Source organism: Hyphomicrobium sp., from assembly GCF_003987855.1.
Lineage (GTDB): Bacteria > Pseudomonadota > Alphaproteobacteria > Rhizobiales > Hyphomicrobiaceae > Hyphomicrobium_B.
The window spans coordinates 98652-122710 of record NZ_RXIZ01000008.1 but is presented as its reverse complement, the minus strand read 5'-3'; the positions used below and the strand labels follow the sequence as shown (position 1 = coordinate 122710).

Sequence of the window (24059 nt, the reverse complement as noted above, 5' to 3'; positions counted from 1 at the left end):
GGCTAAGAGCTGAGCGCTGCTGCCTGAAGCTTGCCAATGGCAGAGCGCAAATCGCGATAATCGTCGATCACGACGTCTGGTCCGAACGAAAGAACAGGATCGACGCTATATCCGAAACTGACGGCGACCACTGGGATCGCCGCAGCACGAGCCGTTTTGATATCGGTCTCGCTATCGCCAACCATGATGCTCCTCGCAGGCCGTCCGCCCGCGCGAGCGATGGTGCCCGTCAAATGTCCGGGATCCGGCTTATAGACGCCAAGGCTGTCGCGTCCGGTGAGCGCCGAAAAATATTTATCAAGCTTCATCGCTTCGATCACGGCGCGAGCCTGCGCTTCCATCTTGTTCGTGCATACCGCAAGGGTCGCCCCCTCGGCTTTCAGGGCATCGAGCGTGTCGATGATATGGGGATAGGGAGCGCTATAATCGGCGAGGTGCGCGGAATAGTAGACGATGAAGACTTCGAAGAGATCGTGCAGTTCCCGTTCCGATAACTTGCGGCCGTGCGCCTTCACCGCGCCGTCGATCATGGCGAGGGCGCCATGCCCGACGAAAGGTCGAATTTCCAGTTCATTGACGCGCTCGAGCCCAAGGGTCGAGAGAACGTGGTTCGTGGCCTCGGCAAGATCAGGGGCTGTATCGACGAGCGTGCCGTCGAGATCGAAGACGATCGTCCAATCCTTCATGAATTCTCCTCGCGATTTGCTCGGCACCGTATCTGCGCCGCCCGGACCTGTCACGGCGTCACGAATGCCTGCTAGATGTTGGCTGCGGCGGTCGTTGCGGCTTGAAAGCGCCGCAGCGCCAGCCTAGACAGGGCGGCGCACGGCGCGTGAAAGCCGTTTTTGATCTTTGGGGGCAGAGATGAGCACTGACGATTGGAAACGGCAGGCCGCAGAGCAGGCGTTGGAGTATGTCGAGGACGGCATGAAGCTCGGCCTCGGTACGGGCTCCACGGCGGCAAAGTTCGTCGAGCTGCTGGGCGGCAAGGTAAGAAGCGGGCTTAAAGTCGTTTGCGTCCCGACCTCGGAAGCGACGCGCAGCCAGGCGGCAGCGCTCGGCATTCCGCTGACGACTTTGGACGATACGCCCGAACTCGATTTGACGGTCGACGGCGCCGATGAGATCGACGAGGAGCTGCGTCTGATCAAGGGCGGCGGCGGCGCGCTGCTTCGCGAGAAAATCGTGGCGGTTGCTTCCGATCGCGTCGTTATTATCGCCGATAACAGCAAGCGCGTTGACGTCCTCGGAAAATTCCCGCTGCCCCTCGAAGTCGTACCGTTTGGCATTCGGGCAAGTGAACGGTTGATAGCCAAGCTCGCCGAGGATAGCGGCTGCGAAGGCGACATCAAGCTGCGGATTGGTACGGACGGCAAGCCCTTCGTAACCGACAATGGCAACCTTATACTCGATTGCGCGTTCGGCTCGATTGACGATCCGGAAGCCTTGGACGACGCTTTGAAGCTGGTTCCCGGACTTGTGGAGACCGGCCTTTTCCTCGGTGTCGCCGACGTCGGCATCATCGTCGGGCCAAAAGGTGTGGAAGTGCTTTCGGAAATCGACATCGATTTTGATGAGGACGTTTGATGATGCGCCAGCTGCTGCAGACCCTCGCTCTGTTCCTGATGTGCCTTTCCGGCGCGGCGCTTGCCGATGACGCGCCGGCTGCGACGCCCGATCCCGCCCGCGTGGCGGCAGCCCGCGATCTGTTGGAAGTAACGGGCGTAACGAAGCAGATGGACGGTATGGTCGAAGCGATGTCACGCGGCTTTGCCAAAGGTGCAAATGCCGACAATTCCGAAGCAGGCAAGAAGCTTTCCGATCAGTTCGACTCGAGCATGAAGAAGTTGCTGGCCTACAAAGATCAGATGATCACCGACTTCGCCAACCTGTATGCGGAAACCTTCACGGCGGAGGAGATGAAAGCTGTTGCTGACTTCTATCGTTCCGGCCCCGGCGCGAAGTTCATCGCGCAAACGCCCGAGCTCATGAAGAAGGGCGCCGAGATCGGCATGAAGTACAGCACCAAGATCGCCGATGAAATGAAGGCCGGCCAAACGCCTTCGCCCGATCAGAAATAGGCGCCTCACGGCAATGGCTGAATTCGACTACGATCTTTTCGTCATCGGTGCAGGTTCGGGCGGCGTCAGGGCCGCCCGTATTGCGTCGAGCTATGGCGCCCGCGTCGCGATCGCGGAGGAATTTCGCATCGGCGGCACCTGCGTCATCCGCGGCTGCGTACCCAAAAAGCTTCTCGTCTACGCCAGCCGCTTCCCGGACGAGTTCGAGGATGCGAAGGGCTTCGGCTGGTCGGTGCCGGAACCAAAGTTCGACTGGCCGGCACTGATTGCCGCGAAAGACAAGGAGATCTCGCGACTCGAGACTGCGTACAAGGCGACGCTCGACCGCTTCAATGTCTCGGTTTTTCCGGAGCGCGCAATCTGCCTTTCTCCCAACGAGGTGCGCCTCTCGGCATCAGGCAAAACCGTCTCGGCGAAAATCATCCTTATTGCGACGGGCGGCCATCCAAACGTCGACCGCAAGCTCCCGGGCGTCGAACACGTCATCACTTCCAATGACGTTTTCCATCTTCCCACGTTTCCGCGTCGGATCGTGATCGCCGGAGGGGGTTATATCGCCACCGAATTCGCATCGATCTTCCAGGGCCTGGGGTCCGAGGTCACGCTGATCTATCGCGGGGCAAAGGTCCTCCGCGGTTTCGATGAGGATCTGCGCGACGCGCTCGTCTCCTCGATGCAAGCGCGCGGCATCCGCATCATCAACGAGCAGGTCTTCACGAAAATCGAGAAGACACCGCTTGGTCTCACCGGCACGATCACAAGCGGTGAAAAGCTAGATGCCGACGAAATCCTGTTTGCCATCGGGCGGTCGCCGAATTCTCGCGGACTTGGTTTGGAAACGCTGGGTGTCTTGACGGACGCCGAAGGCGCGATCGTCGTCGACAATCATTCGCAAACCTCGGTCCCGTCGATCTTTGCGGTGGGCGACGTAACCAATCGCGTCAATCTCACGCCGGTGGCAATTCGCGAAGGCCACGCGTTTGCCGACAGTCAGTTCGGCAATAAGCCTTCACAGGTCGATTACGCGACAATTCCGACAGCTGTGTTCACCACGCCGGAGATCGGAACAGTCGGCTTCTCTGAGCAGGAAGCTCGGATGCAATACGGCAGCATCGACATCTACCGGGCCACCTTCCGCCCAATGAAAGCGATCCTGGCGGGACGCGACGAGCGTATGCTGATGAAGATCGTTGTTGAGGCAAAATCCGACAGGGTGGTCGGTGTTCACGTGCTTGGACCAGACGCCGCCGAGATCGTCCAGATGGCCGCCATCGCCGTGCGCATGGGCGCCACAAAATCTGATTTCGACCGGACTATGGCCTTGCATCCATCGGCCGCAGAAGAACTTGTCACTTTGCGCGAGAAATGGGTCGCGCCCACAGAAGCGGCGGGTTGATCGTAGAAGGTCCGAGCATTATGGGTTCCCCTCCAAAACGTGAGGGATGAGATGGCGCGGCTCAGCGGAAAAATCGCAGTTGTCACGGGCGCGGGCGGCGGCATCGGCGCCGCGATCGCGCAACGCTTCGCCGTAGAAGGCGCACACGTCTGGGTTACCGACATCAACGGCGAAACAGCTGAGGAAACCGTTCGCAACATCAAGGCGGCGGGCGGCGCCGCCACTGCTATGAGCGTCGATGTCTCGAAAGGCCAGGACGTCACAGCACTTCTTCGCAACATCGAGAACGCGCATGGATACATCGATATCGTCGTCAACAATGCCGGAATCCTCGTTCGCGGCGAAGTACGTCAGCTTTCCGATGCAGAGTGGACCAAGCTGCGCGAAGTGAACCTCGACGCCATCCTGAGGATCTCGCGCGACGCGCTTCCGCTGCTTCGAAAATCCAAAGCGCCGACCATCATCAACATATCTTCGATCATGGCCCATCGGGGTCTTCGCCCGCTCGCGGCCTATACCGCCACCAAAGGCGCTATCACCGCGTTGACCAAAGGCTTGGCCGTCGAGTACGCGCAGTTCAATGTTCGTGTGAATTCAATCGCGCCGGGATACGTCGAAACGGGGATTACCGACCGGTTGCTCAAGCTGCCGCCAGTCAAGCAGGCCCTGATCGACAAAACGCCTATGGGACGGCTCGGCCGCCCTGAGGATCTCGCGGGGGCGGCGGTCTTTTTCGCCTCCGACGACAGCCTATATTGCACGGGCTCGGAACTGGCCGTCGACGGCGGCATGGGAGCCGGGCTGTAACCGCAGAGCCAGCTAGCCCGGGTGGGCTGGCGTGGGGCCGGGATATCTCCTATAAGCGCCCCGAGATGATATGCCACAGAGTAGGGAAGGCACCGCTTCCGGGCGGGGCCCTTCACTGCTTTTCAGGAGTTTACGATGGCGTCGAACGCCCAAGCCGAAAAATGGTCGCCAGAGAGCTGGCGCGGCAAGCCGATCATGCAGGTGCCGGAATACCCTGACGCCAAGGCGCTTCAGGATGTCGAAACGCGTTTGGCCACTTTCCCGCCGCTCGTATTTGCCGGTGAGGCGCGTGAACTCAAGAAGCAACTCGCGGCGATTGCGGGCGGCAGCGGCTTCCTGTTGCAGGGTGGCGACTGCGCCGAGAGCTTCGTCGAGCACCGCGCCGACAACATCCGCGACTTCTTCCGCGTCTTCCTGCAGATGGCGGTTGTCCTCACGTACGCCGGCGGCGAGCCGGTGACGAAGGTCGGCCGTATCGCTGGTCAGTTCGCCAAGCCGCGCTCTTCGCCGACCGAGAAGAAGGACGGCAAAGAGCTCCCGAGCTATCGCGGCGACATCATCAACGGGCCTGAGTTCACGTCAGAAGCGCGAATTCCCGATCCGCTACGCCAGCTTGAGGCCTACCGTCAGTCGGCCGCGACGCTGAACCTGATCCGTGCCTTCGCGACCGGCGGCTATGCTGATCTTGAACGCGTGCATCAGTGGAACATGGGCTTCGTCAAGGACAGCCCTCAGGGGCACCGCTATCAGGAGCTTGCAGACCACATCGCCGAGACGCTGCAGTTCATGCGCGCCTGCGGGATCACGTCCGACAATACGCCCCAGCTGCGGACAACAAGCTTCTATACCAGCCACGAGGCCCTGCTTCTAGGCTACGAGCAGGCTTTGACGCGCAAGGATTCGACGAGCGGCGATTGGTACGCCACGAGCGGCCATATGATCTGGGTCGGCGACAGAACGCGCCAGCCGGATCACGCGCACATCGAGTATTGCCGCGGCATCAAGAACCCTATCGGCCTGAAGTGCGGACCATCGCTGGATGCCGACGGGCTGCTGCGCCTGATCGATCTGCTCAATCCGGCGAACGAGGCGGGACGTCTGACGCTCATCTGCCGCTTCGGCTACGACAAGGTTGAAACGCATCTGCCGAAGCTCATTCGGGCGGTGAAGAAGGCTGGCCGTTCCGTTGTGTGGTCGTGCGATCCGATGCACGGCAACACGATCTCGGCCGTCAACGGCTACAAGACCCGGCCGTTCGACCGCATTCTGAAAGAGAGCCTCTCGTTCTTCGAAGTCCACCGGGCTGAAGGCACGCACGCGGGCGGCATCCATGTTGAGATGACCGGCCAGAACGTGACGGAATGCACGGGCGGTGCAACGGCGATTTCCGAGCAGGATCTTTCCGATCGCTACCACACGCATTGCGATCCCCGTCTCAACGCCGACCAGGCGCTGGAACTCGCTTTCCTGGTCGCCGAGCAGCTGAAGAAGGAACGGGATGCCGAAGCCCACCCCGAGCCGAAGACGCTGATCGCATAATTCCAGCGTTCCGTTTTCTGATGTATGCTGAACGGCGGCTCGGGCTTCGAGCCGCCGTTTTTCTGTGGTGCTTCGTATGGGACGGCGCTTTCTTTTGATCCTGACCCTCCTGTCGGCAGCGCCGGTCGCGATGGCGCACCAGGATCGGCCGCAGTCGCTGGCGCGTGTCCACTCCGGAGATGTCTGCTGGGACCCGGACGTGGAATTCCCGGTGCCGTGCGATGACGACGAGGATTAAGCGCGTGCTTTCGCCGTTCTGGACCTCTATCCCGGCGCGCCCTAAATAGCGGGCATGACATCACCTCGCTCGCTCAAGATCGCCCTTGCTCAGATCAATCCCATCGTCGGAGATCTGAATGGCAACGCCGAACGCGCCGTCTCCGCTCACGCGCGGGCGAAGGACCTTGGCGCCGACGTCGTCGTCTTTCCCGAACTGTTCCTCAACGGCTATCCCCCCGAAGACCTGGTGCTCAAGCCAGCCTTCCAGAAAGACACCCGCGCCAAGCTCGAAGAACTCGCTGTGCGATGCGCCGAAGGGCCGGCCATTCTCATCGGCACCGTCTGGGTCGAGGAATTCAAGCTCTATAACGCCGTCGCTCTGCTCGACGGCGGCCGCATTCAAGCAGTGACGCTGAAGGTTGATCTGCCGAACTACGGCGTCTTCGACGAAAAGCGCGTGTTCGCTTCCGGGCCGCTTCCCGGTCCGCTGAACGTTCGAGGTGTTCGTATCGGCGTTCCGATCTGCGAGGACATCTGGGGCGTCGAAGTCGTCGAGACGCTGGCGGAGACGGGGGCGGAGATTCTGATCTCACCCAACGGCTCGCCGTTCGATTGGCCCAAGCCCGAAAGCCGCATGAACGTCGTCGTCGCGCGCGTGACCGAAAGCGGTCTACCGCTCGCCTATCTCAATCAGGTCGGCGGCCAGGATGAATTGGTGTTCGATGGCGCCTCGTTCGTCTTGAATGCGGACCGCAGCCTGGCGGTGCAGCTTCCCGCGTGGCGCGAAGCCATCGCTCTCACCGAATGGACAAAGACCGAGACGGGCTGGCGTTGCCAGAAGGGAGAAATCGCGGCGCTGAGCGAGGGCTGCGCATCGGCGTATAGCGCCTGCGTCCTCGGCCTTGGCGACTACGTGAGAAAGAATGGATTTCCCGGCGTCGTCCTCGGACTGTCGGGAGGTATCGATTCCGCGCTCGTCGCCGCTATCGCCGTCGACGCACTGGGACCCGATCGCGTGCACGCCGTGATGCTGCCTTCGAAATACACGTCCGACGACAGCCTCAATGACGCTGCGGCCTGCGCCAAGGCGCTGGGCATTCGCTATGACAAGGTCTCGATCGAGCCGACGGTCGCCGGCCTGACCTGGAGCCTCAAGGATCTCTTCACCGGAACCAACGCCGACATCACCGAAGAGAACATGCAAAGCCGCGTTCGCGGCACGATCCTTATGGCAGTGTCGAACAAATTCGGCGGCATGGTCGTGACGACCGGCAACAAGAGCGAGATGTCGGTCGGCTACGCCACGCTTTATGGCGACATGAACGGCGGCTTCAATCCCATCAAGGATCTCTACAAGACTGAGGTTTATGCGCTTGCGCGTTGGCGCAACGCGCACCGGCCCGAGGGTGCTCTTGGGCCGGCCGGCATCGTCATTCCGGAACGCATTCTGACGAAGGCGCCCACCGCCGAGCTTCGGGCCAACCAGACCGATCAGGATTCGCTTCCGCCCTATGACGAGTTGGACGACATCCTCAACTGTCTCGTCGAAAAGGAAATGCCCGTTGCCGATGTCGTGGCGCGGGGACATGCACTCGAGACGGTGAAGAAGGTCGAGCGGCTGCTCTACCTTGCTGAGTATAAGCGCCGCCAGGCTGCCCCGGGCGTGAAGATCTCTTCGCGCAACTTCGGTCGCGACCGGCGTTATCCGATCACGAATAAGTTTCGCGAAACGGTCGAGCCGTCCACCGCTCCGGCCGTCCCAATCCAAAAGTCCGCCGCGCCGAGCGAGTGATGATTGTCCCCGACAATCCGCTCACGTCACTAACCCTTGCGTTCGCCCGCATGCAGGTTAGGTTGCCCCAAAATATCGATCAGAGAAGCTTCCAATGACCCCACGCGTCCGCTTCGCCCCGAGTCCCACCGGGCGCATCCACATCGGCAACATCCGGACGGCGGCGTTGAATTGGCTTTTCGCCAGGAAGCACGGCGGCAGTTTCCTGCTGCGGCTCGATGATACCGACACCGTCCGCTCCACCGACGAGTTCGCCAATGCCATACGCGACGATCTGAGATGGTTGGGACTGGCGTGGGACGAGGAGGCCCGGCAGCAGGATCGCACCGCGCTCTACGACGAGGCTGCTGAAGCTTTGAAGGCAAGCGGCGCGCTCTATCCCTGTTTCGAGACGGAAGAGGAATTGGATCGTCGCCGCAAGCGCCAGCTGGCGATGCACAAGCCTCCAATCTACGATCGCGCCGCTCTGAAGCTGAGCGACGATGAGATCAGGACGCGCATCGCCGGCGGAGAAAAGCCGCATTGGCGCTTTCGTCTGCCCAACACGAGCGAAGAACGCGGCCTCACTCCGCAGCCAACCTTGGTTTCATGGAATGACCTGATACGCGGCGATCAGACGGTCGATCTGGGCTCGCTATCGGATCCCGTATTGATCCGCGCCGATGGAAGCTATCTCTATACGTTCACCAGCGTCGTCGATGACGTCGAATTCGGCATAACGCACATCGTCCGTGGTGAGGACCACGTGACGAACACAGGCGTGCAGATCGCGATCTTCGAAGCGATGGGCGCGACGCCGCCTGCCTTCGGACATCACTCGCTTCTTGTGGGCGCCGACGGTCAGGCGTTGTCGAAGCGATTGGGCGCGCTGTCCGTTCAAAGCTTCCGCGACGAAGGACTGGAGCCGATGGCAGTGCTCTGCCACGCCGCTCTCGTCGGGACATCCGATGCGATCGAGCCTTTCAAGGCCAGAGATGAGCTCGCAGCGAAGCTCGATTTCTCTAAGATCTCGACCGCCCCCGGCCGCTTCGACATCGCCGATCTCAAGACGTTGAATAGCAAGCTCCTGCACATGCTCGACTACAAGGATGTCGCCGATCGCCTTCCCGCGCTGGGCGTCGCGGGCGGCGAAGGCTTCTGGAACGCGGTACGCGGCAACCTCGAAGTCTTCTCCGACGCGCGCCAGTGGTGGGATGTCGTTTCGGGAACGATCGAGCCGGCAATCGAGGACTCGAAAATGACCTTGGCCGCAGCCTCTGTTCTTCCGCCCGAACCGTGGAGCGAGGCCACCTGGTCGGAATGGACGGCCGCCGTGAAGGACAAGACGGGCGCGAAGGGCAAGGCGTTGTTTCATCCGCTTCGCCTTGCGTTGACCTCGCGTGAGGCCGGACCCGAACTCAAGTTTCTGCTGCCGTTGATGGGACGCGACCGCGTCCTCGCGCGGCTTGAAGGCAAGACGGCCTGACAAACGAGGTCGCTGCCGACCTTACTGTCCGGGCTGCGCCTGAGTCTGCCAGCCGCCTGCATCGCTAGCGCCTGCATCACTAGGAGATGTTGGCGCCGGTTGCGCATCGGGCAGCTGTTCCGACTGAACGGGGGGAGGTGGTGCTGTAGTGTTTGCACCCGTGCCGCCCGTCGATGACGGCCACGATGAGGCCGCCGCGGCTTGCCGCTGTGATGCCGCCGCGCCACCCGCGGTCGCATCAGCTTTCTTGTCGCCGTCCGGCGAGACATACTCGGCAGCTTTGCACGAGCAGCCCTGCACGTACTCCTTGCGATAGCGGAACGCGAATTTGAGTTTGTTGTAGGGCTCCTGGTTCTGGAGCGCGACCGACTGCTCAACGGTGCCACCGGGATTGGGATAGTAGTACAACTCCGTTGGCGCTGCGCAGTGCGAGGTGCACGACTCCGCGTCTTGCGCGAAATGGCTCGGCAGCGTCGAGAAGCTCACCGGGAAATAGAAGCCATCGCAAAGCCGGACGCACAGCGTGCGATAGGTTTGCGCTCCGTTTGCGGCCCGGGGGTTCCACGTGTTGCCGCCGCTCGACTCTTCGTCTTCCCACATGCCGCCGCTGTCGCCACCCGCACGCCGCGCCATGTCGGTGTAATTCGATCCGCAGTTATTGCGGGCAAGCTCGCGAATGATGTCGTTCTGGTAGGAACGCCCCGAAGACCCGACGATGTCTTGACGCCGCGCGTCGAGATCGGACAATCGCCGCTTCGAGGTATCGACCTGCCGCGCGAGGTCCTTACACTGCGGCGTGTTCCGCAGCGATTTGGTGAAAAGAAAATATTCGTAGCAACCGCGATCGAGCTGCGCCTGCGTCTGGTCGACGACCCGCTCGAGCGACCGGATTTCACCTTCGAGACGTGGCAGATCGTTTTGTGTCTGACCGTTCTTCTGGTTCTCCTGCACGAGGCGCTGTTCGAGCTGCAGACAGATCGGGTTTCGGTTCTGCGACCAATTGGTGGCCGGCTGCTGGGGGGACGCTGGCGGCGGACCGGAGGCAGCCGGTGGCGGCGAGGACGGATAAGCGGGAGCCGGATATGCCGGAGGAGGGGCTTGGTCGGGTGGTGCTCCCTGCGGCGCGCCAGGCGGCGGCTGACGATAGACGGGCTCCTGCGGGACGGGCGGCCGGTCAGCCTCCCGATCGTCGCCTCCGCCGCCGAACGGCCACCAGCTTTGTGCTGACGCGACCTCGGTCACGAACAACAGCGCGAAAGCCAGCGCGGCGAGCGCAAGCGCGATCCGGCGGGCCGCTATGGCAATTGAATTTCCTTGGCTCACGCCTGTTCTCGACGACCTTTTGACGGATTGGCCGGCCGCCCGAGGAGGGCCGGACCGGCGTGTTCCGAAGCCTAAGCAGCGATTTGCTAGCCGGTCAATGCGGAGCAATTGAGACATTCGCGGTTTTGCGAATGGTATCAGGAGCTTGACGGATCTGGGGACAAAAGCATAAGGCCGCAACGGCAGACTCATCCCCGCCTCTCGCCGCTGTGGCATACTACGGCATATGGATTGGATAGACGACGGACGAGGTTCGACTTTGGCGCTTAAACTCTACAACACGTTGACCCGGCAGAAGGCGGATTTCGCGCCGCTCGACCCAAATAACGTGCGCATGTACGTCTGCGGTCCGACCGTCTACGACTACGCGCATATCGGCAACGCGCGCCCCGTTATCGTCTTCGACCTGTTGTTCCGGCTGCTGCGCTATATCTTCGGCGCCGATCACGTGACCTACGTTCGCAACATCACGGACGTCGACGACAAGATCAACGCCCGCGCGGCGCGTGATTATCCGGACCTGCCGCTCAACGACGCGATCCGCAAGGTGACGGAAGCGACCGAGGCACAGTTCCACAAGGACATCGCCGCGCTCGGCGTTCTGCCGCCGACCTATGAGCCGCGCGCCACGAAATACATCCGTCGTGTCGAAGGCGGCGAGGACATGGTCTCCATCATCGAAACGCTGGTGAAGAACGGGCACGCCTACGTCGCCGAAGACCACGTTCTGTTCGACGTTGCCTCCATGCCCGACTACGGCCGCCTGTCGAACCGCTCGCTCGACGAGATGGAAGCTGGCGCCCGCGTCGAGGTCGCGCCTTACAAGAAAGGGCCGATGGACTTCGTGCTCTGGAAGCCATCGAAGCCCGGAGAGCCCGCGTGGCCGTCGCCTGCGGGTATCACGACGCCCGGCCGCCCTGGCTGGCACATCGAATGCTCGGCAATGGCCGGCGCGCTTCTCGGGCCCGTGTTCGACATCCACGGCGGCGGGATCGACCTAACGTTCCCGCATCATGAGAACGAGATCGCGCAATCACGCTGCGCGCATAACACCGCTGTGATGGCCAATGTCTGGATGCACAACGGCTTCCTGCAGGTCGAAGGCGAGAAGATGTCGAAGAGCCTCGGGAATTTCATCACCATTCGCGAGCTGCTCGACGATGGCTGGCCGGGAGAAGTGCTGAGATTGAACATGCTGCGGACGCACTACCGCCAGCCGATCGATTGGACCAAGAAAGGTCTGGAGGAAAGTCAGAAGATCTTGAGCAGCTGGTTTGCTCAGGACGGCATCGACACGACAGCGCGCAACCAGATAACCCCCGCCGTTCTCGACGCGCTCGAAGACGATCTAAACACGCCAAAAGCAATTGCGGAAATCCATGCGTTGTCCGCTGCGAAGGATGTGAACGCGCTCGGCGGCGCGCTGGGCTTCCTCGGCTTCGATGGCTCGACCCTGCGCGCTGCGAACGAGCGCGCCGCTGAAAGCGCTCTTGCCGTCGCTTCCAAGGTGGTGCCGCTGATTACCGCCCGTCTCGACGCGCGCAAGCGCAAGGACTTCGCCGAAAGCGATCGCATTCGCGACGAACTCGCGGCCATGGGCATCACCTTGAAGGACACCAAGAACAAGGAAACGGGTGAGATCGAAACGACGTGGGAGGTTGCGCGTTAGTGCAGGGGAATGCGTGCTGCGTCGCTGCACGCTTGGCAAGCCGGGAGTCCACCGGCGAGCAAAACCTTCCCTGCCAGAACGTTTCGTCCCTGAAGGAATGCTCCCATGACCGACAAGACACCGAATGCCGGAGCAGCCGGCCGTTTCACTTTCCCGGGCTCGACCATCTCAGTCAACCGCATGGGCTATGGCGCCATGCAGCTCGCCGGCCCGCATGTCTTTGGCGAGCCCAAGAACCCGGACGAGGCGAGGGCAGTTCTACGCGAAGCTCTGTCGCTTGGTGTCGATCACATCGACACGAGCGATTACTACGGCCCCTATGTTACGAACCGGCTGATCCGCGAAACGCTGTATCCCTATCCCGCGAACCTCACCATCGTCAGCAAGGTCGGCGCGTGGCGTGACGACAAGGGCGGCTGGGTACTAGAGCGCAGCGCCGATTTCCTCCGCAAGTCCGTCGAAGAAAATCTGGAGCACCTGGGGCTCGACCAGATGGCCATTGTCAACCTGCGTATGGGCGGCCCTGACGACGATATCGTCACGCCGATGCGAGCCATGCGGCAGATGCAGGACGAGGGATTGATCGCGCACATCGGCATCAGCACCGTCGATGAAAAGCAGTTGAAGGCGGCGCGCGACGTTGCGCCGATCGTCTGCGTGCAGAACCACTACAATCTGGTCCAGCGCGCCGACGAAGCGATGATCGAAGCACTAGCCGCCGATGGCATCGCATATGTGCCCTATTTTCCGCTCGGCGGTTTCACGCCGTTGCAGGTCGAGGATCTGAACACGATCGCGGCCGAACTCAATGAGACGCCGCAGTCGGTGGCGCTGGCTTGGCTATTGCAGCGCAGCCCGAACATCCTGCTCATTCCGGGCACGTCGAGCCGCGAACACCTCCGCGCCAACATCGCCGCCGCGAGCCTGTCGTTGGACGCGGAGCATCTTCGCCGTCTTGATGCATTGGCGAACGCGCGTTAGAGGGAGCGAGGCCGGTTTCGGCCTCGCTGCGTCTGGTCCGCTGTGAAAAGTCGAAGACGCGCGCCTAGAGCTTGCGGCTCAACTGGTAAGCCGCGAAGCAGAGGATCAGCGAAAGGAAGATCCGCAGCAGCCAATCGGGCAGGACGCCGGTGAGGCGGGTGCCGATCGCGATGCCGGGGAGCGACCCTACGAGCAATAGACCCAGCAGCGAAAAGCTCGCGTTGCCAATCGACAGATGGCCGAGCCCCGAGATTAGCGTCAGCGGCACGGCATGAACGACGTCGGTGCCGATGAGACGCCGCGTTCGCAGCGTCGGATAAAGCAGCGTCAGCACGACGACGCCGATCGCTCCCGCGCCAACAGATGTCACGGTCACGATCGCGCCGAGGGTCAGGCCGAGAAGAAGTGTCGGAATGTACCGGACATGCACTTCAGCCGGCTCACCAACGAGGGCATGCCCGCGCACCACGAGAGGATAAATCAGAATGGCGAACGAGCTGAGCAGCAGCGCCACGATCAGCGCTTCCTTGATGAGGTGACCGAGCGCTGCGGTGTCCGGATCGAGAAGATGCAGCACGGCGAGCATTGCTAGCGAGCCAGGCACGCTTCCTGCTGCCAGCCAGCCGACGAGCCGCCAATTGACGTTCCCGAAATTATGATGCGGCCAAGCCGCCGACGCTTTCGTGATGGACGCGAACAGAAGATCGGTGCCGACCGCCAACGTCGGCGGCACACCGATCTGCGTGATGAGAAACGGCGTCATAAGCGACCCGGCCCCGACGCCCGTCATGCCGACGAGAAATCCGACAACGAAGCCGCCCAGAATGACCACGGGCCAAAGAGTGGTGAGATCGAATTCCGGCATGGGATTCCGCGAGGATCTTGACAGCCTGACCTACGCGAGATCGCGCCTGTCTGCAATCTCGGAATGACTGATGTTTTGTTGGAGGAGACACGCGCGCGACTGCGCCTGGTGCGTCGCAGCGCGCGTGTATTTCTTTCTAGAGGCCGGGGTCCATGCCGTCGTCGACCGGAGGCGGCGGCTCGATCGCAACCGCGACGCCGGCCGCACGAAGCAGGATTGCAACTTCGTTGGCGCGGCGCATGAACTCCTCGCGATCTTTCGAACTCATCGAGAGATCGCGATTGAGGCCGTTGGCAAGCATGTCGCGCTTCAGCACGAAGTGTCCTTCCGGCGCAGCCTCGGCTCTTGAATCGACCGATGTCGCAACGCCGCCCGCGACGGTCGCTCCTGTTACGGAATCGACGATCAACAGCGTCCCCGTCTCGGGAATTTCCGAGAAGACATCAATCGCCGCTGCCCGGCCAAGCGAAATCTTGATGATCGCGATGTCGTTCGCTGTACAGGCGCGAGCCGGCCGCGACGCCATCGTCTCGAGATCGAGGAGCGCCTTGATCTCGATCGCTGAAATCGGAATGAGATCGGTGGACGTTCGCAGCAGGTAGCCGTCCGTCAGGCTGAAGGCTTTTTCCGACAGCCAGACGAAGCGCGCTTCGATCGTCTGCGCTGCGGTCGGCCGCGCATCCGGCACGGAAAGTACGGCGCCGCGCGACACGTCGATATCGACATCGAGCTGCAGAGCGACTGCCTGTCCTGCCGATGCGCTATCGAGATCGCCGCTCATGGTCGCGATGCGAACGACCTTGCCGTTGGCGTTGCTCAACGTGTCGACCACAACGTCGCCGACCTTGATCGAGCCCGACGTCACCGTACCTGCAAGTCCGCGGAAGTCCTGACCATCGCGCAGCACGGTTTGAACTGGGAAGCGGAAAACCGATCCAGCTTCGCTGACGCGGCTAGGCGTCTTTTCCAAGTGCTGGATCAGCGTCGGGCCGGTGTACCAGGCCATGTTGGTCGAGGGGTTGGTGACGTTGTCACCGAACACAGCCGACAACGGAATGGCTGTCGCGTCCCAGAAGTTGAATTTCCAGCACAGGGTGCGGAAGTCTGCTTCGATCTTGCGGAACACGTCTTCAGACCAGTTGACGAGGTCCATCTTGTTGACGGCGAGCACCACGTGCTTCACGCCGACGAGATCGAGGATGGCCGTATGCCGCTTTGTCTGCTTCTTCACGCCCGAACGCGCATCGACCAACACGATCGCCACGTCGGCATGCGACGCGCCGGAAGCCATGTTGCGCGTGTACTGCTCGTGTCCGGGTGAATCGATGATGACGAACCGGCGCGTGGATGTATCGAAATACTTCCACGCAATGTCGATCGTGATGCCCTGTTCGCGCTCGGCGACCAGACCATCGAGCAGCATCGAGAAATCGGGCAGATCCGTGCCGGCGGCCTTGCGTCCAGAGCGGCGAACGGTTTCGCGCTGATCCTCATAAAGGTCCGACGCGTCCCACAACAGCCTGCCGATCAGCGTCGACTTGCCGTCGTCCACCGAGCCGCACGTCAGGAGATGCGTGATGCCACCGAGGTCACGTACGAGATTGGGGACGACATCAAGCCGCGGCGCGGAGTCTTCCGAGGCTTTCATTTTATGCAGGGCGTGGACCGACATCAGAAATAGCCTTCCTGCTTCTTCTTCTCCATCGCGCCGGCCTGATCATGATCGATGAGGCGGCCTTGGCGCTCCGACGTCTGCGCGTTCAAAGTTTCGGCGACGACGGCTTCGATGGTATCTGCTTCGGATTCAACCGCGGCGGTGAGCGGATAATCGCCTAGTGTGCGGAAACGGATCTTCCGCATCTCGACCTTTTCGCCTGCGCGCGGCTGCAGGCGATCGTCGTCCTGCATCAGGATCTGTCCGTCGCGTACGATCGTCGGACGCTCGGCCGCGAAGTAGAGCGGGACGACTTCGAGCTTCTCGCGAAGAATGTACCGCCACACGTCTTTCTCGGTCCAATTGGACATCGGGAAGACGCGCACCGTTTCTCCCGTGCCAAGCCGGCCGTTGAGCAGGTTCCACATCTCGGGCCGCTGCTTGCGCGGATCCCACCGGTGGCCAGCAGCACGGAAGGAAAAGACACGCTCTTTCGCGCGGCTCGCTTCTTCGTCGCGACGTGCGCCGCCGAAGCCTGCATCGAACCCGTACTTATCGAGTGCTTGCTTGAGCGCTTGCGTCTTCAAGACGTCCGTATGGATCGACGGCGCATGGTCGATCGGATTGATGCCGCGATTGATGCCGTCGTGATTGGTGTAGACGATCAAGTCGAGACCGAGCTCGCGCGCCGTGCGATCGCGAAATGCGATCATTTCGCGGAACTTCCAAGTCGTATCGATGTGGAGAAGGGGAAAGGGAAGCGGAGCCGGGAAGAAGGCCTTGCGCGCGAGATGCAGCAAGACCGTCGAATCCTTGCCGATCGAGTACAGCATCACCGGCTTACGGAACTGAGCCGCAGCCTCGCGGAAGATGTGAATGCTTTCCGCTTCCAGCAGATCGAGATGAGATGGCGAGGCCGTCATGCTGCACGGTCCTTCGGTTCAAAGCCAGGATCTTCGGACTGCGTGTGAAGCCCGCACTCCTTGCCATTCTCGTTTTCCCACCACCAGCGGCCGGCGCGGATGTCCTCGCCGGGCTTGATGGCCCGCGTGCACGGCTGGCAGCCGATCGACGGGAAACCCTTAGCATGGAGAGCATTGACGGGGATCTTGTTCGCCGCAACGTATTCTTCGAGTTTTTCCAACGACCAGTCGGCAATCGGGTTGAGCTTGATAAGCTTCTGCGCTGGATCATAGGTCGCGAACGGGACATGGGAGCGGCCTTGCGACTGCTCGCGGCGCAGCCCAGTCACCCAACCGGCGGCGCCTTTCAAGGCGCGGTTCAGGGGGCGCACCTTACGTACTTCGCAGCAGGCTTTGCGCGCTTCGACGGAATAGCGAAAGCCGTAAACGCCATCATTCTCGACCAGGTCTTCGACCTCGGCGGAATCAGGAAACATCACGCGGATCTTGATGCCGTACTTGCCCTCAGTGTCGAACAGGGCGTCGAGCGTTTCAGGAAAGTGGCGGCCTGTATCAAGCGTGAAAATGTCGATGTTGGTGCCGGTCGTTGCGATCGCATGCGTGATCGCCTGATCCTCGATACCAAGGCTCGTGGAGAAGGCGACCGGGCCTTCGATTGCAGCGCGGATGGCTGCGAGGCGCTCTTCAAGCGTGGCGAGGCCCGCCAGCTTGTGATCGAGATCGCTTGCCAGCGCTTGCTGCGCTGCGGAATGGGCGTCTGCTGGCCGTCCGCTGGTCGCGGTGGCTGGTGCTTCAAACAAAGTCATGGAAAGACCTCCGGCCGGATACATAGGGGAAAATCATTCCCCTGAGAAGGCATATATTCAAATAAGAATAGGATATTATTTCGCAAACTAACGCGAAACGGTGGTGTCCCATTCTCAAACCGCTGAGGATGCCGCTTCCTGGGTGGGGCGCCAGGAGCGCAAAACTTTGCCGCTATGACAGCCAACGCAGCAATCCATTTGCGGCAGCGGCAGCCGTGGCGAACGTGCCCTGCAGCAGAAAGCCGCCGGTCGGCGCCTCCCAATCGAGCATCTCACCCGCGGCGAACATGCCAGGCATGCTCGCAATCATCATGTGTTCGTCTAAAGTACCCCACGAGAGCCCTCCGGCCGTCGAGATGGCGCGCTCTATGCTGGTCAACCCTACAACACGAACGGCGACGGCCTTGACCCTCGCCGCCAGATCCTCCGCGGTTTCGGGCAAGGGGGTGCTGCCCTCACGGAGTAGAGCCACCGCGGCCGGACTGAGATGCGCCGCCTTTCGAAGGAAGTTCGTCATCGTTTCCTTCGGGCGACGGGTTTGTAATCGGGCGGTGAGGGCAGGGCCATCAAGGTCCGGCTTGAGATCGAGCATGAGCGTGGCCTCGCCATCAGCGGCGAGGGCGGCGCGGATCGAGGGGCCAACCGAGTAGATCGCCCCACCTTCCAACCCGGTTTCGGTGATGATGGCTTCGCCCCGCGCAGTCTTGCCCCCAACGCTGATTGCGATCCGTTTCAGTGCGTGCCCGGCAAACCGCGATTTGAAGATCTCGGACCATGGAATGATCACGCCGCAGTTCGCAGGCAAAAGCTTGGTACTCCTGATGCCCGCGTGCTCGAAGCGTTCGACCCAGCTTCCGTCCGAGCCCAGTCTCGGCCAGCTCGCGCCGCCCAAAGCGAAGAGACACGCAGCGGGCTTGACCGTCACGTCTCCGGCAGGCGTATCGAACAAAAGGCTGTTGCCCTCTCCAAACCCCTTCCAGCGATGCCGCGTCCTGATGACGACACCGAGGCTATCGAGCCGCCTCAGCCACGCGCGAAGAAGGGGCGAGGCTTTCATCGCCTTTGGAAACACACGTCCGCTGGTGCCGACGAAAGTCGCCGCGCCGAGGTCATTCGCCCACGCGACGAGCCGCGATGGAGGAAATGCTTCGACAGAAGCTTGAACCCGTCCGTTGCCGTCGCCATAGCGCGTGACGAAGTCTTCGAGCTGCTCGCTGTGCGTCAGGTTAAGCCCGCCGCGACCCGCGAGCAGAAATTTCCGCGCCGGCGATGGCATCCGCTCGTATATCGTGACGCGATGCCCGGCGGAGGCAATGATCTCTGCCGCGAAAAGCCCAGCAGGCCCGGCCCCGATGATCGCTACCTCGCGTGCCGACGATGCCGTGCTCACCATGCGCCGGTATTCGGCATCGACGTCCAAGGCTCCTGCGGCGGCAACGCAGATCCCTTCTGCAGTAGCTCTATGGAAACGAGGTCGGGTGAGCGCACGAACGCCATGTGCCCATCACGAGGCGGACGGTTGATCGTCACGCCCGCTGCCTGAAGCTTGGCGCAGGTCGCGTAGATGTCGTCGACGACGAAAGCGAGGTGTCCGAAGTTGCGCGCGGAGCCGTACTCTTCCGGATCCCAATTATACGTCAGCTCGAGCATTGGCGCTTTCTCGCTCAGCGCGCGCGCCTCGTCTTCGGGCGCTGCGAGGAAGACGAGAGTGAAGCGTCCGCGCTCATTCTCCATCCGGCGAATCTCCTTCAGCCCGAGTGCGTCGCAATAGAACCGCAGGCTCGCTGCGAGGTCGCTCACCCGAACCATCGTGTGCAGATAACGCATCGCTATCCTCTCAATTGAAATCGCGATCTAAATTTGCGCGTTGTGCCACCAAGACATCATCCCGCATGCGCTAACGCTGCACCTCGGCCACACCACGATCCGAAACGTCTCTCGGCAGCGGAGCGCCATATCCGTCATTTTCGCGCATCTGTGGACGAGCGTTGGACATCTCTCGTTTTCGAGTCAGTCGCTTGGCATCAAAAACGCAACGAATCAACGGAAGAAAAACGAATCACTTCGTTGATGTTTTTCGCGCGCGACGTCATCCCCACGTGTGGAAGAAAGTTCACCGCCACAGCGCGCGCGACGGAAACTGTGCAAGAATCACGACAAAAATTTCGCACGCATTATCATGCGTTTAGCGAAGAGTTCCCAATGTGAATTCAATCATCACAACTGATGGTCAAGGGGGCTATGCCAAAATATTGCCCCTAGTTCCGGGCAGAGCCGGTGTTATGGTTTGCGTCGTTTCGCAGTGGCGTTCGCCGCTTCGTTCTGAAGAGGGCTCTTCCAGAATGAAGTAGGTGCCCGGCGCGGTGAGACAAAGGAGTTATCGTTGACGCACAGTACACGCGGGGTAAGCAGTATGGGGGATAATAAACGTCCCGGCCTATCTGAATTTATGGATATCGGGCCGATAAGCCCCGAAGCACTCGACGACGCTGCGACAGAGGTCTTTGAAGTCGCTGGCATGATCAAGTGGTTCGATGCTTCGAAGGGATACGGTTTCATCGTTCCGGATAACGGACTGCCGGACATACTTCTCCACGTCACGTGTCTTCGGGCCGGAGGTTTTCAAACGGCTTACGAAGGCGCACGGGTTCATTGCGAAGTCCTGCGTCGGCCGAAGGGCATGCAGGCATTCCGTATTCTCAGCATGGATGAGAGTTCGGCCATTCATCCGTCTCAGCTCCCGCAGCGTACGCACGTCATCGTACAGCCCGAGAGCGATTGGTGCCGGGCCTACGTGAAATGGTTCAACCGTGTTCGCGGTTTCGGATTCCTGACGCGCGGCGAGGGCACGCCCGATATCTTCTGTCACATGGAAACGCTTCGCCGCTTCGGCTTCACTGAGCTTCGGCCGGGCCAGATCGTCCAAGTCCGTTGGGGCTACGGATCGAAGGGCTGCATGGCTGCGGAACTCAGGCCGGATGGCGTGCCGACGGGACTGCCATCCCGAAACTGACGCGAGACCGATGCCGACAGTTGTGTCGAGTTCAACGAAGGGGGCCGCGATCTGCGTGGCCCTTTTTATTTTTTCTCCGCTCTTCGTCGCCGCGTGGCCGTTCATGAACGCGCTGATCGACATCGTGCCGCCCGCCTACGCCAAGATGCGGCAGGACACGCTGAAGATCATATCGAGCAGCGGCACCGAGCATTCATTCGACATCGAAGTCGCCGCCAGCGAGAAGGAGAAAGCGCTGGGGCTGATGTTCCGCACCGAATTGGGTGACGGTCAGGGCATGCTGTTTCCCTATCCGATCGAGCGCGGTCTGCAGATGTGGATGCACAACACATACATTTCGCTCGATATGCTCTTCATTCGCGCCGACGGCACGATCGCTCGCATCGAGGAACGCGCCGAGCCGCTGTCGGACCGCGTGATCTCGTCGGGCTCGCCCGTCCTTGCCGTTCTCGAACTCCCAGGCGGCGCGGCGCAGCGCCTTGGCATCAAGGCCGGCGACAAGGTCCGCTACCCCATTTTCTCAGGCACCTGACCGGCGGAAACGCCGTGCCGCTTGACCTTGCTTGGTGAACACGGCAGATGAAGGTCAGTCGGGGCGTAGCTCAGCCTGGTAGAGCATCTGCTTTGGGAGCAGAGGGTCGCGTGTTCGAATCATGTCGCCCCGACCAACATTCCCTCACCTATAATCCTCAGCGCTCGCAGACTGGTCGCTTAGCGATCCTTTAACGTTGGTGTCCATACGCTGACGAACGATCCGGTCTTCGAAACCCGATCGGTCCAGCCCGAAAGCTGGAAATCCCGCGCCACGGATCCCCGTTCCGCCCGCAAAACCTGCCTCGGCATCCGTCGATTGTCGTAGAGGTTCATACCTTTGCTCAATCTGGCGCACGGATTGCGACGGACCTACTCTCGACGTCCATATTGTCGCGGTTTGGTACGCCGGAGCCTCGTTCGGCGCGTAGGTGGGAATATTATGAAGATATTCGTCTTAGGCGGAGACGGCTTTTGCGGTTGGCCCGTTTCGCTTGCCCTGTCGGCGAAGGGCCATGATGTTTGGATCATCGATAACCTGTGCCGCCGGCGCATCGATCGCGAGCTTGGCAGTCAATCGCTGACACCCATACGTCCGCTCGACGAGCGCCTCCGGGTGTGGCGGGAGGTGAGCGGGCGGGAGATCGGCTGGGTCAATTTCGATATCGTCCGGGATTACACCGCTCTGAAGCGCTTGCTGCAGCTCGAGAAGCCGGATGCCATCGTCCATCTCGCCGAGCAGCGCTCGGTGCCGTACTCGATGACGTCGATCGAGCACCGTCGCGCGACGCTCGATGGCAATGTCGGCGGGACGCATAATATCCTCGCCGCTTTGGTCGAAACCGGCGTCGATGCGCATCTCGTGCATCTGAGTTCGATCGGCGTCTACGGCTACGAGACGCTCGGTTACCGCGTCCCGGACGGCCATGTGAAAGTCTCGATCCAGTCGAGCCAGGGGGCGGCGGAGCGCGAGATCCTGCATCCTGCCAATCCTGTTTCGATCTATCACCTCTCCAAGGCGATGGATCAGCTTGTCCTTGAATACTACAGCAAGAACGAAGGCGTCAGGATCTCGGACCTGCTGCAGGGCACGGTCTGGGGCACGCAAACGCCGGAGACGGCGCTCGACGAACGCCTCGTCAATCGTTTCGATTACGACGCGGTCTACGGCACCGTGCTCAATCGTTTCATCCTGCAAGCGACGCTTGGCCAGCCGCTCACAGTGTACGGGTCCGGCGGTCAGACCCGCGCTTTCATCCACATCACGGATACGGTTCGCTGCATCGAGCTGGCCCTCGCCAACGCGCCGAGCCGCGGCGACAAGATGGTGATCCTCAATCAGGTCGCCGAGACGCAACGCGTGATGGACCTTGCCCTGCTGGTTGGCAGAACGCTCGGTGGAACCAAGATCAACTTCCTTGAGAACCCCCGCGAGGAGCCCGAGAGCAACGAACTCCAGGTCTCGAACGCCGGCTTTTCTGCGCTGGGCTTCCGGGCCAAGACACTCGGCGAGGAGCTGATGTGCGAGACCAAGGACATCGTCGCCCGGTACGCGTTCCGTTGCGATAAATCGCATATATTCGCAGCAGCCTAAGCGCGACGGCGGAAGTAGTCGGCTCGCTGCAAAGGTCTCGCGACGGGCAGCTGCTGGATCACCGAGATCAGTCGCTGCACGTCCTGGCCCGTGTCGAGGAAAAGCTCGCGTCCGAGGCTCGCCACGCGTTCTCGCTCCCGCTCATAGTCGTCCCATGTCAGCTTTTCGAGGAACGCCACGACGGAGTCCGCGATCGGCTCCGCCATCGCATGACCAATCCCGTGTGGCGAGAGGAAGCGATCCATCTCCGAGCCCTTCGCGACCAAAGGCACGGACCCGTAATAGCCGCCTTGGTACATGCGGCAGGCGAGCAGAAGATCGGAGTTGCCACCCGCATCGAGGAAATCCAGGCACCAGCTGAAGTGGACGCGTCCGTACATCTCTTCAAGGTCGTCCGGGATCCGGTATTCGCCGCCGTAGCGCCAATTCGGATGCGCGTTGACGACCGCGAGATAGGCTTCAAGTCCTGTCTCCGTCGGAAACCCCCGCGTCTGGATTTCGACCCTGTCGCCGAGCCGCTCAGCGATCTCGGCAAGAAGCGTCATGCTTCGCGGACAGCGCAGCGTTCCAAACCAGCCGATGACCCAGCGATCGCGAATGGTCCGCCATTCATGGGCAGCAGGTGAGGGGGCGGGCACCGGTTCGGCGAGCTGCAGCTTGTTTTCAAGAATGAATACCGGCCCCATGTAGCCTTGCACCGGTTTGAGATACCCTCTGACGAACCCCGGCGACATGGCGACGACAAGTTGCGTGCGCTCGAGCAGCCATCGCTCCAGCCAGCGGTAAAACTGTCCCGCGATCGTCTTCTTGAAGAAGATCGCCTGCACGTCCTCGAGATCGTAGATGAGCTTGGCGTCGAGCCGGAACCACCATTTCGCGAATTGCGCGATCAGCGCCATGTCGATCATGCGCGCGTAGAGAAAGTCAACGCCTTCGAATTCGCTTCGATTCTGCGCAACGATCCAGCAGCCGCGGATGATCGAAAAGAAGCGGCGCGAATATCGCCGGTCGACGGTCTCCCCGAGGTGAATGTTCGGCCAGGTCGGCTGGAAGTCCGCGTTGAATTTCCGCCGGCGGAACGTGAAGGACGTGGCGTTCAGTCCGGCGGTCAAAAATGAGCGGATGCGCAGGATCACCGTGGGGTTCGTGATGTCGCCGCCGAAATAGACCGCCTTCATTTCAATCTCGCAGTCCCAATAATGTCTTCAGGTGCCGGCGGGGTGAACGCGGCAACGAACCAACCGTGCCCGGCTCAGGGCAGCATCGCAAGCTTCACGAAAGAGCGGATAAAAAGTAAAGTCTAAGAAGCCATGTAACTTTGGGACAAGATTGAGAATACGGAATGCGCAGGTTCATTTTCATACAATCGGTCAGATCATAACTTTTGACGGCGCCCGAGCT

The 24059-nt window shown here is 61.1% G+C and carries 22 protein-coding genes and 1 tRNA gene; 14 read left to right on the top strand and 9 right to left on the bottom strand.

Annotation, left to right across the window (positions count from 1 at the left end; genetic code table 11):
• Positions 1–2 precede the first annotated feature (2 nt).
• Positions 3–686, bottom strand: coding sequence for an HAD family hydrolase (locus tag EKK30_RS07815; RefSeq protein WP_290982834.1), 684 nt, complete (start codon positions 684–686; stop codon positions 3–5).
• Positions 687–864: 178 nt separating this feature from the next.
• Here EKK30_RS07815 and rpiA point away from each other — a divergent pair, with 178 nt between their 5' ends.
• From rpiA to gltX, 8 genes are all read left to right on the top strand, one after another.
• A complete protein-coding gene (gene rpiA, locus EKK30_RS07810) occupies positions 865–1587 on the top strand; it encodes a ribose-5-phosphate isomerase RpiA (protein ID WP_290982831.1) in 723 nt (240 codons plus the stop codon).
• Positions 1587–2081 carry a DUF2059 domain-containing protein gene (locus tag EKK30_RS07805; protein ID WP_290982828.1) on the top strand — a complete coding sequence of 165 codons (495 nt, stop codon included), beginning with the start codon at positions 1587–1589 and terminating at the stop codon, positions 2079–2081. Before rpiA ends, EKK30_RS07805 begins: the two co-directional genes overlap by 1 nt.
• Positions 2082–2094: 13 nt before the next feature.
• Positions 2095–3477 (top strand): glutathione-disulfide reductase, encoded by a 1383-nt coding sequence (gene gor, locus EKK30_RS07800; protein WP_290982825.1) that lies wholly within the window; start codon positions 2095–2097, stop codon positions 3475–3477.
• 51 nt (positions 3478–3528) lie between these two features.
• Positions 3529–4284 carry a glucose 1-dehydrogenase gene (locus tag EKK30_RS07795; RefSeq protein WP_290982822.1) on the top strand — a complete coding sequence of 252 codons (756 nt, stop codon included), beginning with the start codon at positions 3529–3531 and terminating at the stop codon, positions 4282–4284.
• Positions 4285–4419: 135 nt separating this feature from the next.
• A complete protein-coding gene (locus tag EKK30_RS07790) occupies positions 4420–5823 on the top strand; it encodes a class II 3-deoxy-7-phosphoheptulonate synthase (RefSeq protein ID WP_290982819.1) in 1404 nt (467 codons plus the stop codon).
• A gap of 76 nt (positions 5824–5899) precedes the next feature.
• Positions 5900–6061 carry a hypothetical protein gene (locus EKK30_RS07785; protein ID WP_290982816.1) on the top strand — a complete coding sequence of 54 codons (162 nt, stop codon included), beginning with the start codon at positions 5900–5902 and terminating at the stop codon, positions 6059–6061.
• A gap of 54 nt (positions 6062–6115) precedes the next feature.
• Positions 6116–7834, top strand: coding sequence for an NAD+ synthase (locus tag EKK30_RS07780; protein ID WP_290982814.1), 1719 nt, complete (start codon positions 6116–6118; stop codon positions 7832–7834).
• Between the two features lie 94 nt (positions 7835–7928).
• Entirely contained in the window at positions 7929–9299 is a 1371-nt protein-coding gene (gltX, locus tag EKK30_RS07775; RefSeq protein ID WP_290982811.1) for a glutamate--tRNA ligase, read from the top strand.
• A gap of 21 nt (positions 9300–9320) precedes the next feature.
• Here gltX and EKK30_RS07770 read toward each other — a convergent pair whose 3' ends face one another.
• Positions 9321–10622 (bottom strand): DUF2865 domain-containing protein, encoded by a 1302-nt coding sequence (locus EKK30_RS07770; protein WP_290982808.1) that lies wholly within the window; start codon positions 10620–10622, stop codon positions 9321–9323.
• A gap of 259 nt (positions 10623–10881) precedes the next feature.
• Between EKK30_RS07770 and cysS the strand changes: the two genes are divergently transcribed.
• Positions 10882–12291, top strand: a complete 1410-nt coding sequence (gene cysS, locus EKK30_RS07765; protein WP_290982805.1) for a cysteine--tRNA ligase — start codon at positions 10882–10884, stop codon at positions 12289–12291.
• 105 nt (positions 12292–12396) lie between these two features.
• Positions 12397–13272 (top strand): oxidoreductase, encoded by an 876-nt coding sequence (locus EKK30_RS07760; protein WP_290982802.1) that lies wholly within the window; start codon positions 12397–12399, stop codon positions 13270–13272.
• A gap of 64 nt (positions 13273–13336) precedes the next feature.
• On the opposite strand, the gene EKK30_RS07755 is transcribed toward EKK30_RS07760, so the two are convergent.
• The 6 genes from EKK30_RS07755 to EKK30_RS07730 all read right to left on the bottom strand — a co-directional run bounded on the left by EKK30_RS07755 (position 13337) and on the right by EKK30_RS07730 (position 19347).
• The gene (locus tag EKK30_RS07755; RefSeq protein ID WP_290982800.1) at positions 13337–14137 is read right to left on the bottom strand and encodes a sulfite exporter TauE/SafE family protein; all 801 of its coding nucleotides are present in this window, start codon (positions 14135–14137) and stop codon (positions 13337–13339) included.
• A gap of 136 nt (positions 14138–14273) precedes the next feature.
• Entirely contained in the window at positions 14274–15809 is a 1536-nt protein-coding gene (locus EKK30_RS07750; protein ID WP_290982798.1) for a GTP-binding protein, read from the bottom strand.
• The gene (cysD, locus tag EKK30_RS07745) at positions 15809–16714 is read right to left on the bottom strand and encodes a sulfate adenylyltransferase subunit CysD (protein WP_290982795.1); all 906 of its coding nucleotides are present in this window, start codon (positions 16712–16714) and stop codon (positions 15809–15811) included. The genes EKK30_RS07750 and cysD overlap by 1 nt, the downstream gene beginning before the upstream one ends.
• Positions 16711–17520 (bottom strand): phosphoadenylyl-sulfate reductase, encoded by an 810-nt coding sequence (locus tag EKK30_RS07740; RefSeq protein ID WP_290982792.1) that lies wholly within the window; start codon positions 17518–17520, stop codon positions 16711–16713. The genes cysD and EKK30_RS07740 overlap by 4 nt, the downstream gene beginning before the upstream one ends.
• A gap of 172 nt (positions 17521–17692) precedes the next feature.
• Entirely contained in the window at positions 17693–18913 is a 1221-nt protein-coding gene (locus EKK30_RS07735) for a TIGR03862 family flavoprotein (protein ID WP_290982789.1), read from the bottom strand.
• Complete coding sequence (locus EKK30_RS07730) at positions 18907–19347, bottom strand: VOC family protein (RefSeq protein WP_290982786.1); 441 nt, start codon at positions 19345–19347, stop codon at positions 18907–18909. The genes EKK30_RS07735 and EKK30_RS07730 overlap by 7 nt, the downstream gene beginning before the upstream one ends.
• Positions 19348–19933: 586 nt before the next feature.
• Between EKK30_RS07730 and EKK30_RS07725 the strand changes: the two genes are divergently transcribed.
• From EKK30_RS07725 to EKK30_RS07710, 4 genes are all read left to right on the top strand, one after another.
• Positions 19934–20533 carry a cold-shock protein gene (locus EKK30_RS07725; protein ID WP_290982783.1) on the top strand — a complete coding sequence of 200 codons (600 nt, stop codon included), beginning with the start codon at positions 19934–19936 and terminating at the stop codon, positions 20531–20533.
• Between the two features lie 55 nt (positions 20534–20588).
• Positions 20589–21065: a DUF192 domain-containing protein gene (locus EKK30_RS07720; protein WP_290982780.1), complete on the top strand. Its 477-nt coding sequence runs from the start codon at positions 20589–20591 to the stop codon at positions 21063–21065.
• A 59-nt stretch (positions 21066–21124) separates the two neighbouring features.
• Positions 21125–21201, top strand: a tRNA-Pro gene (locus tag EKK30_RS07715).
• Between the two features lie 305 nt (positions 21202–21506).
• Positions 21507–22658 (top strand): NAD-dependent epimerase/dehydratase family protein, encoded by a 1152-nt coding sequence (locus EKK30_RS07710; RefSeq protein WP_290982776.1) that lies wholly within the window; start codon positions 21507–21509, stop codon positions 22656–22658.
• Here EKK30_RS07710 and EKK30_RS07705 read toward each other — a convergent pair.
• Positions 22655–23836, bottom strand: coding sequence for a hypothetical protein (locus EKK30_RS07705; protein ID WP_290982773.1), 1182 nt, complete (start codon positions 23834–23836; stop codon positions 22655–22657). The genes EKK30_RS07710 and EKK30_RS07705 overlap by 4 nt on opposite strands.
• Between the last annotated feature and the right edge of the window lie 223 nt (positions 23837–24059).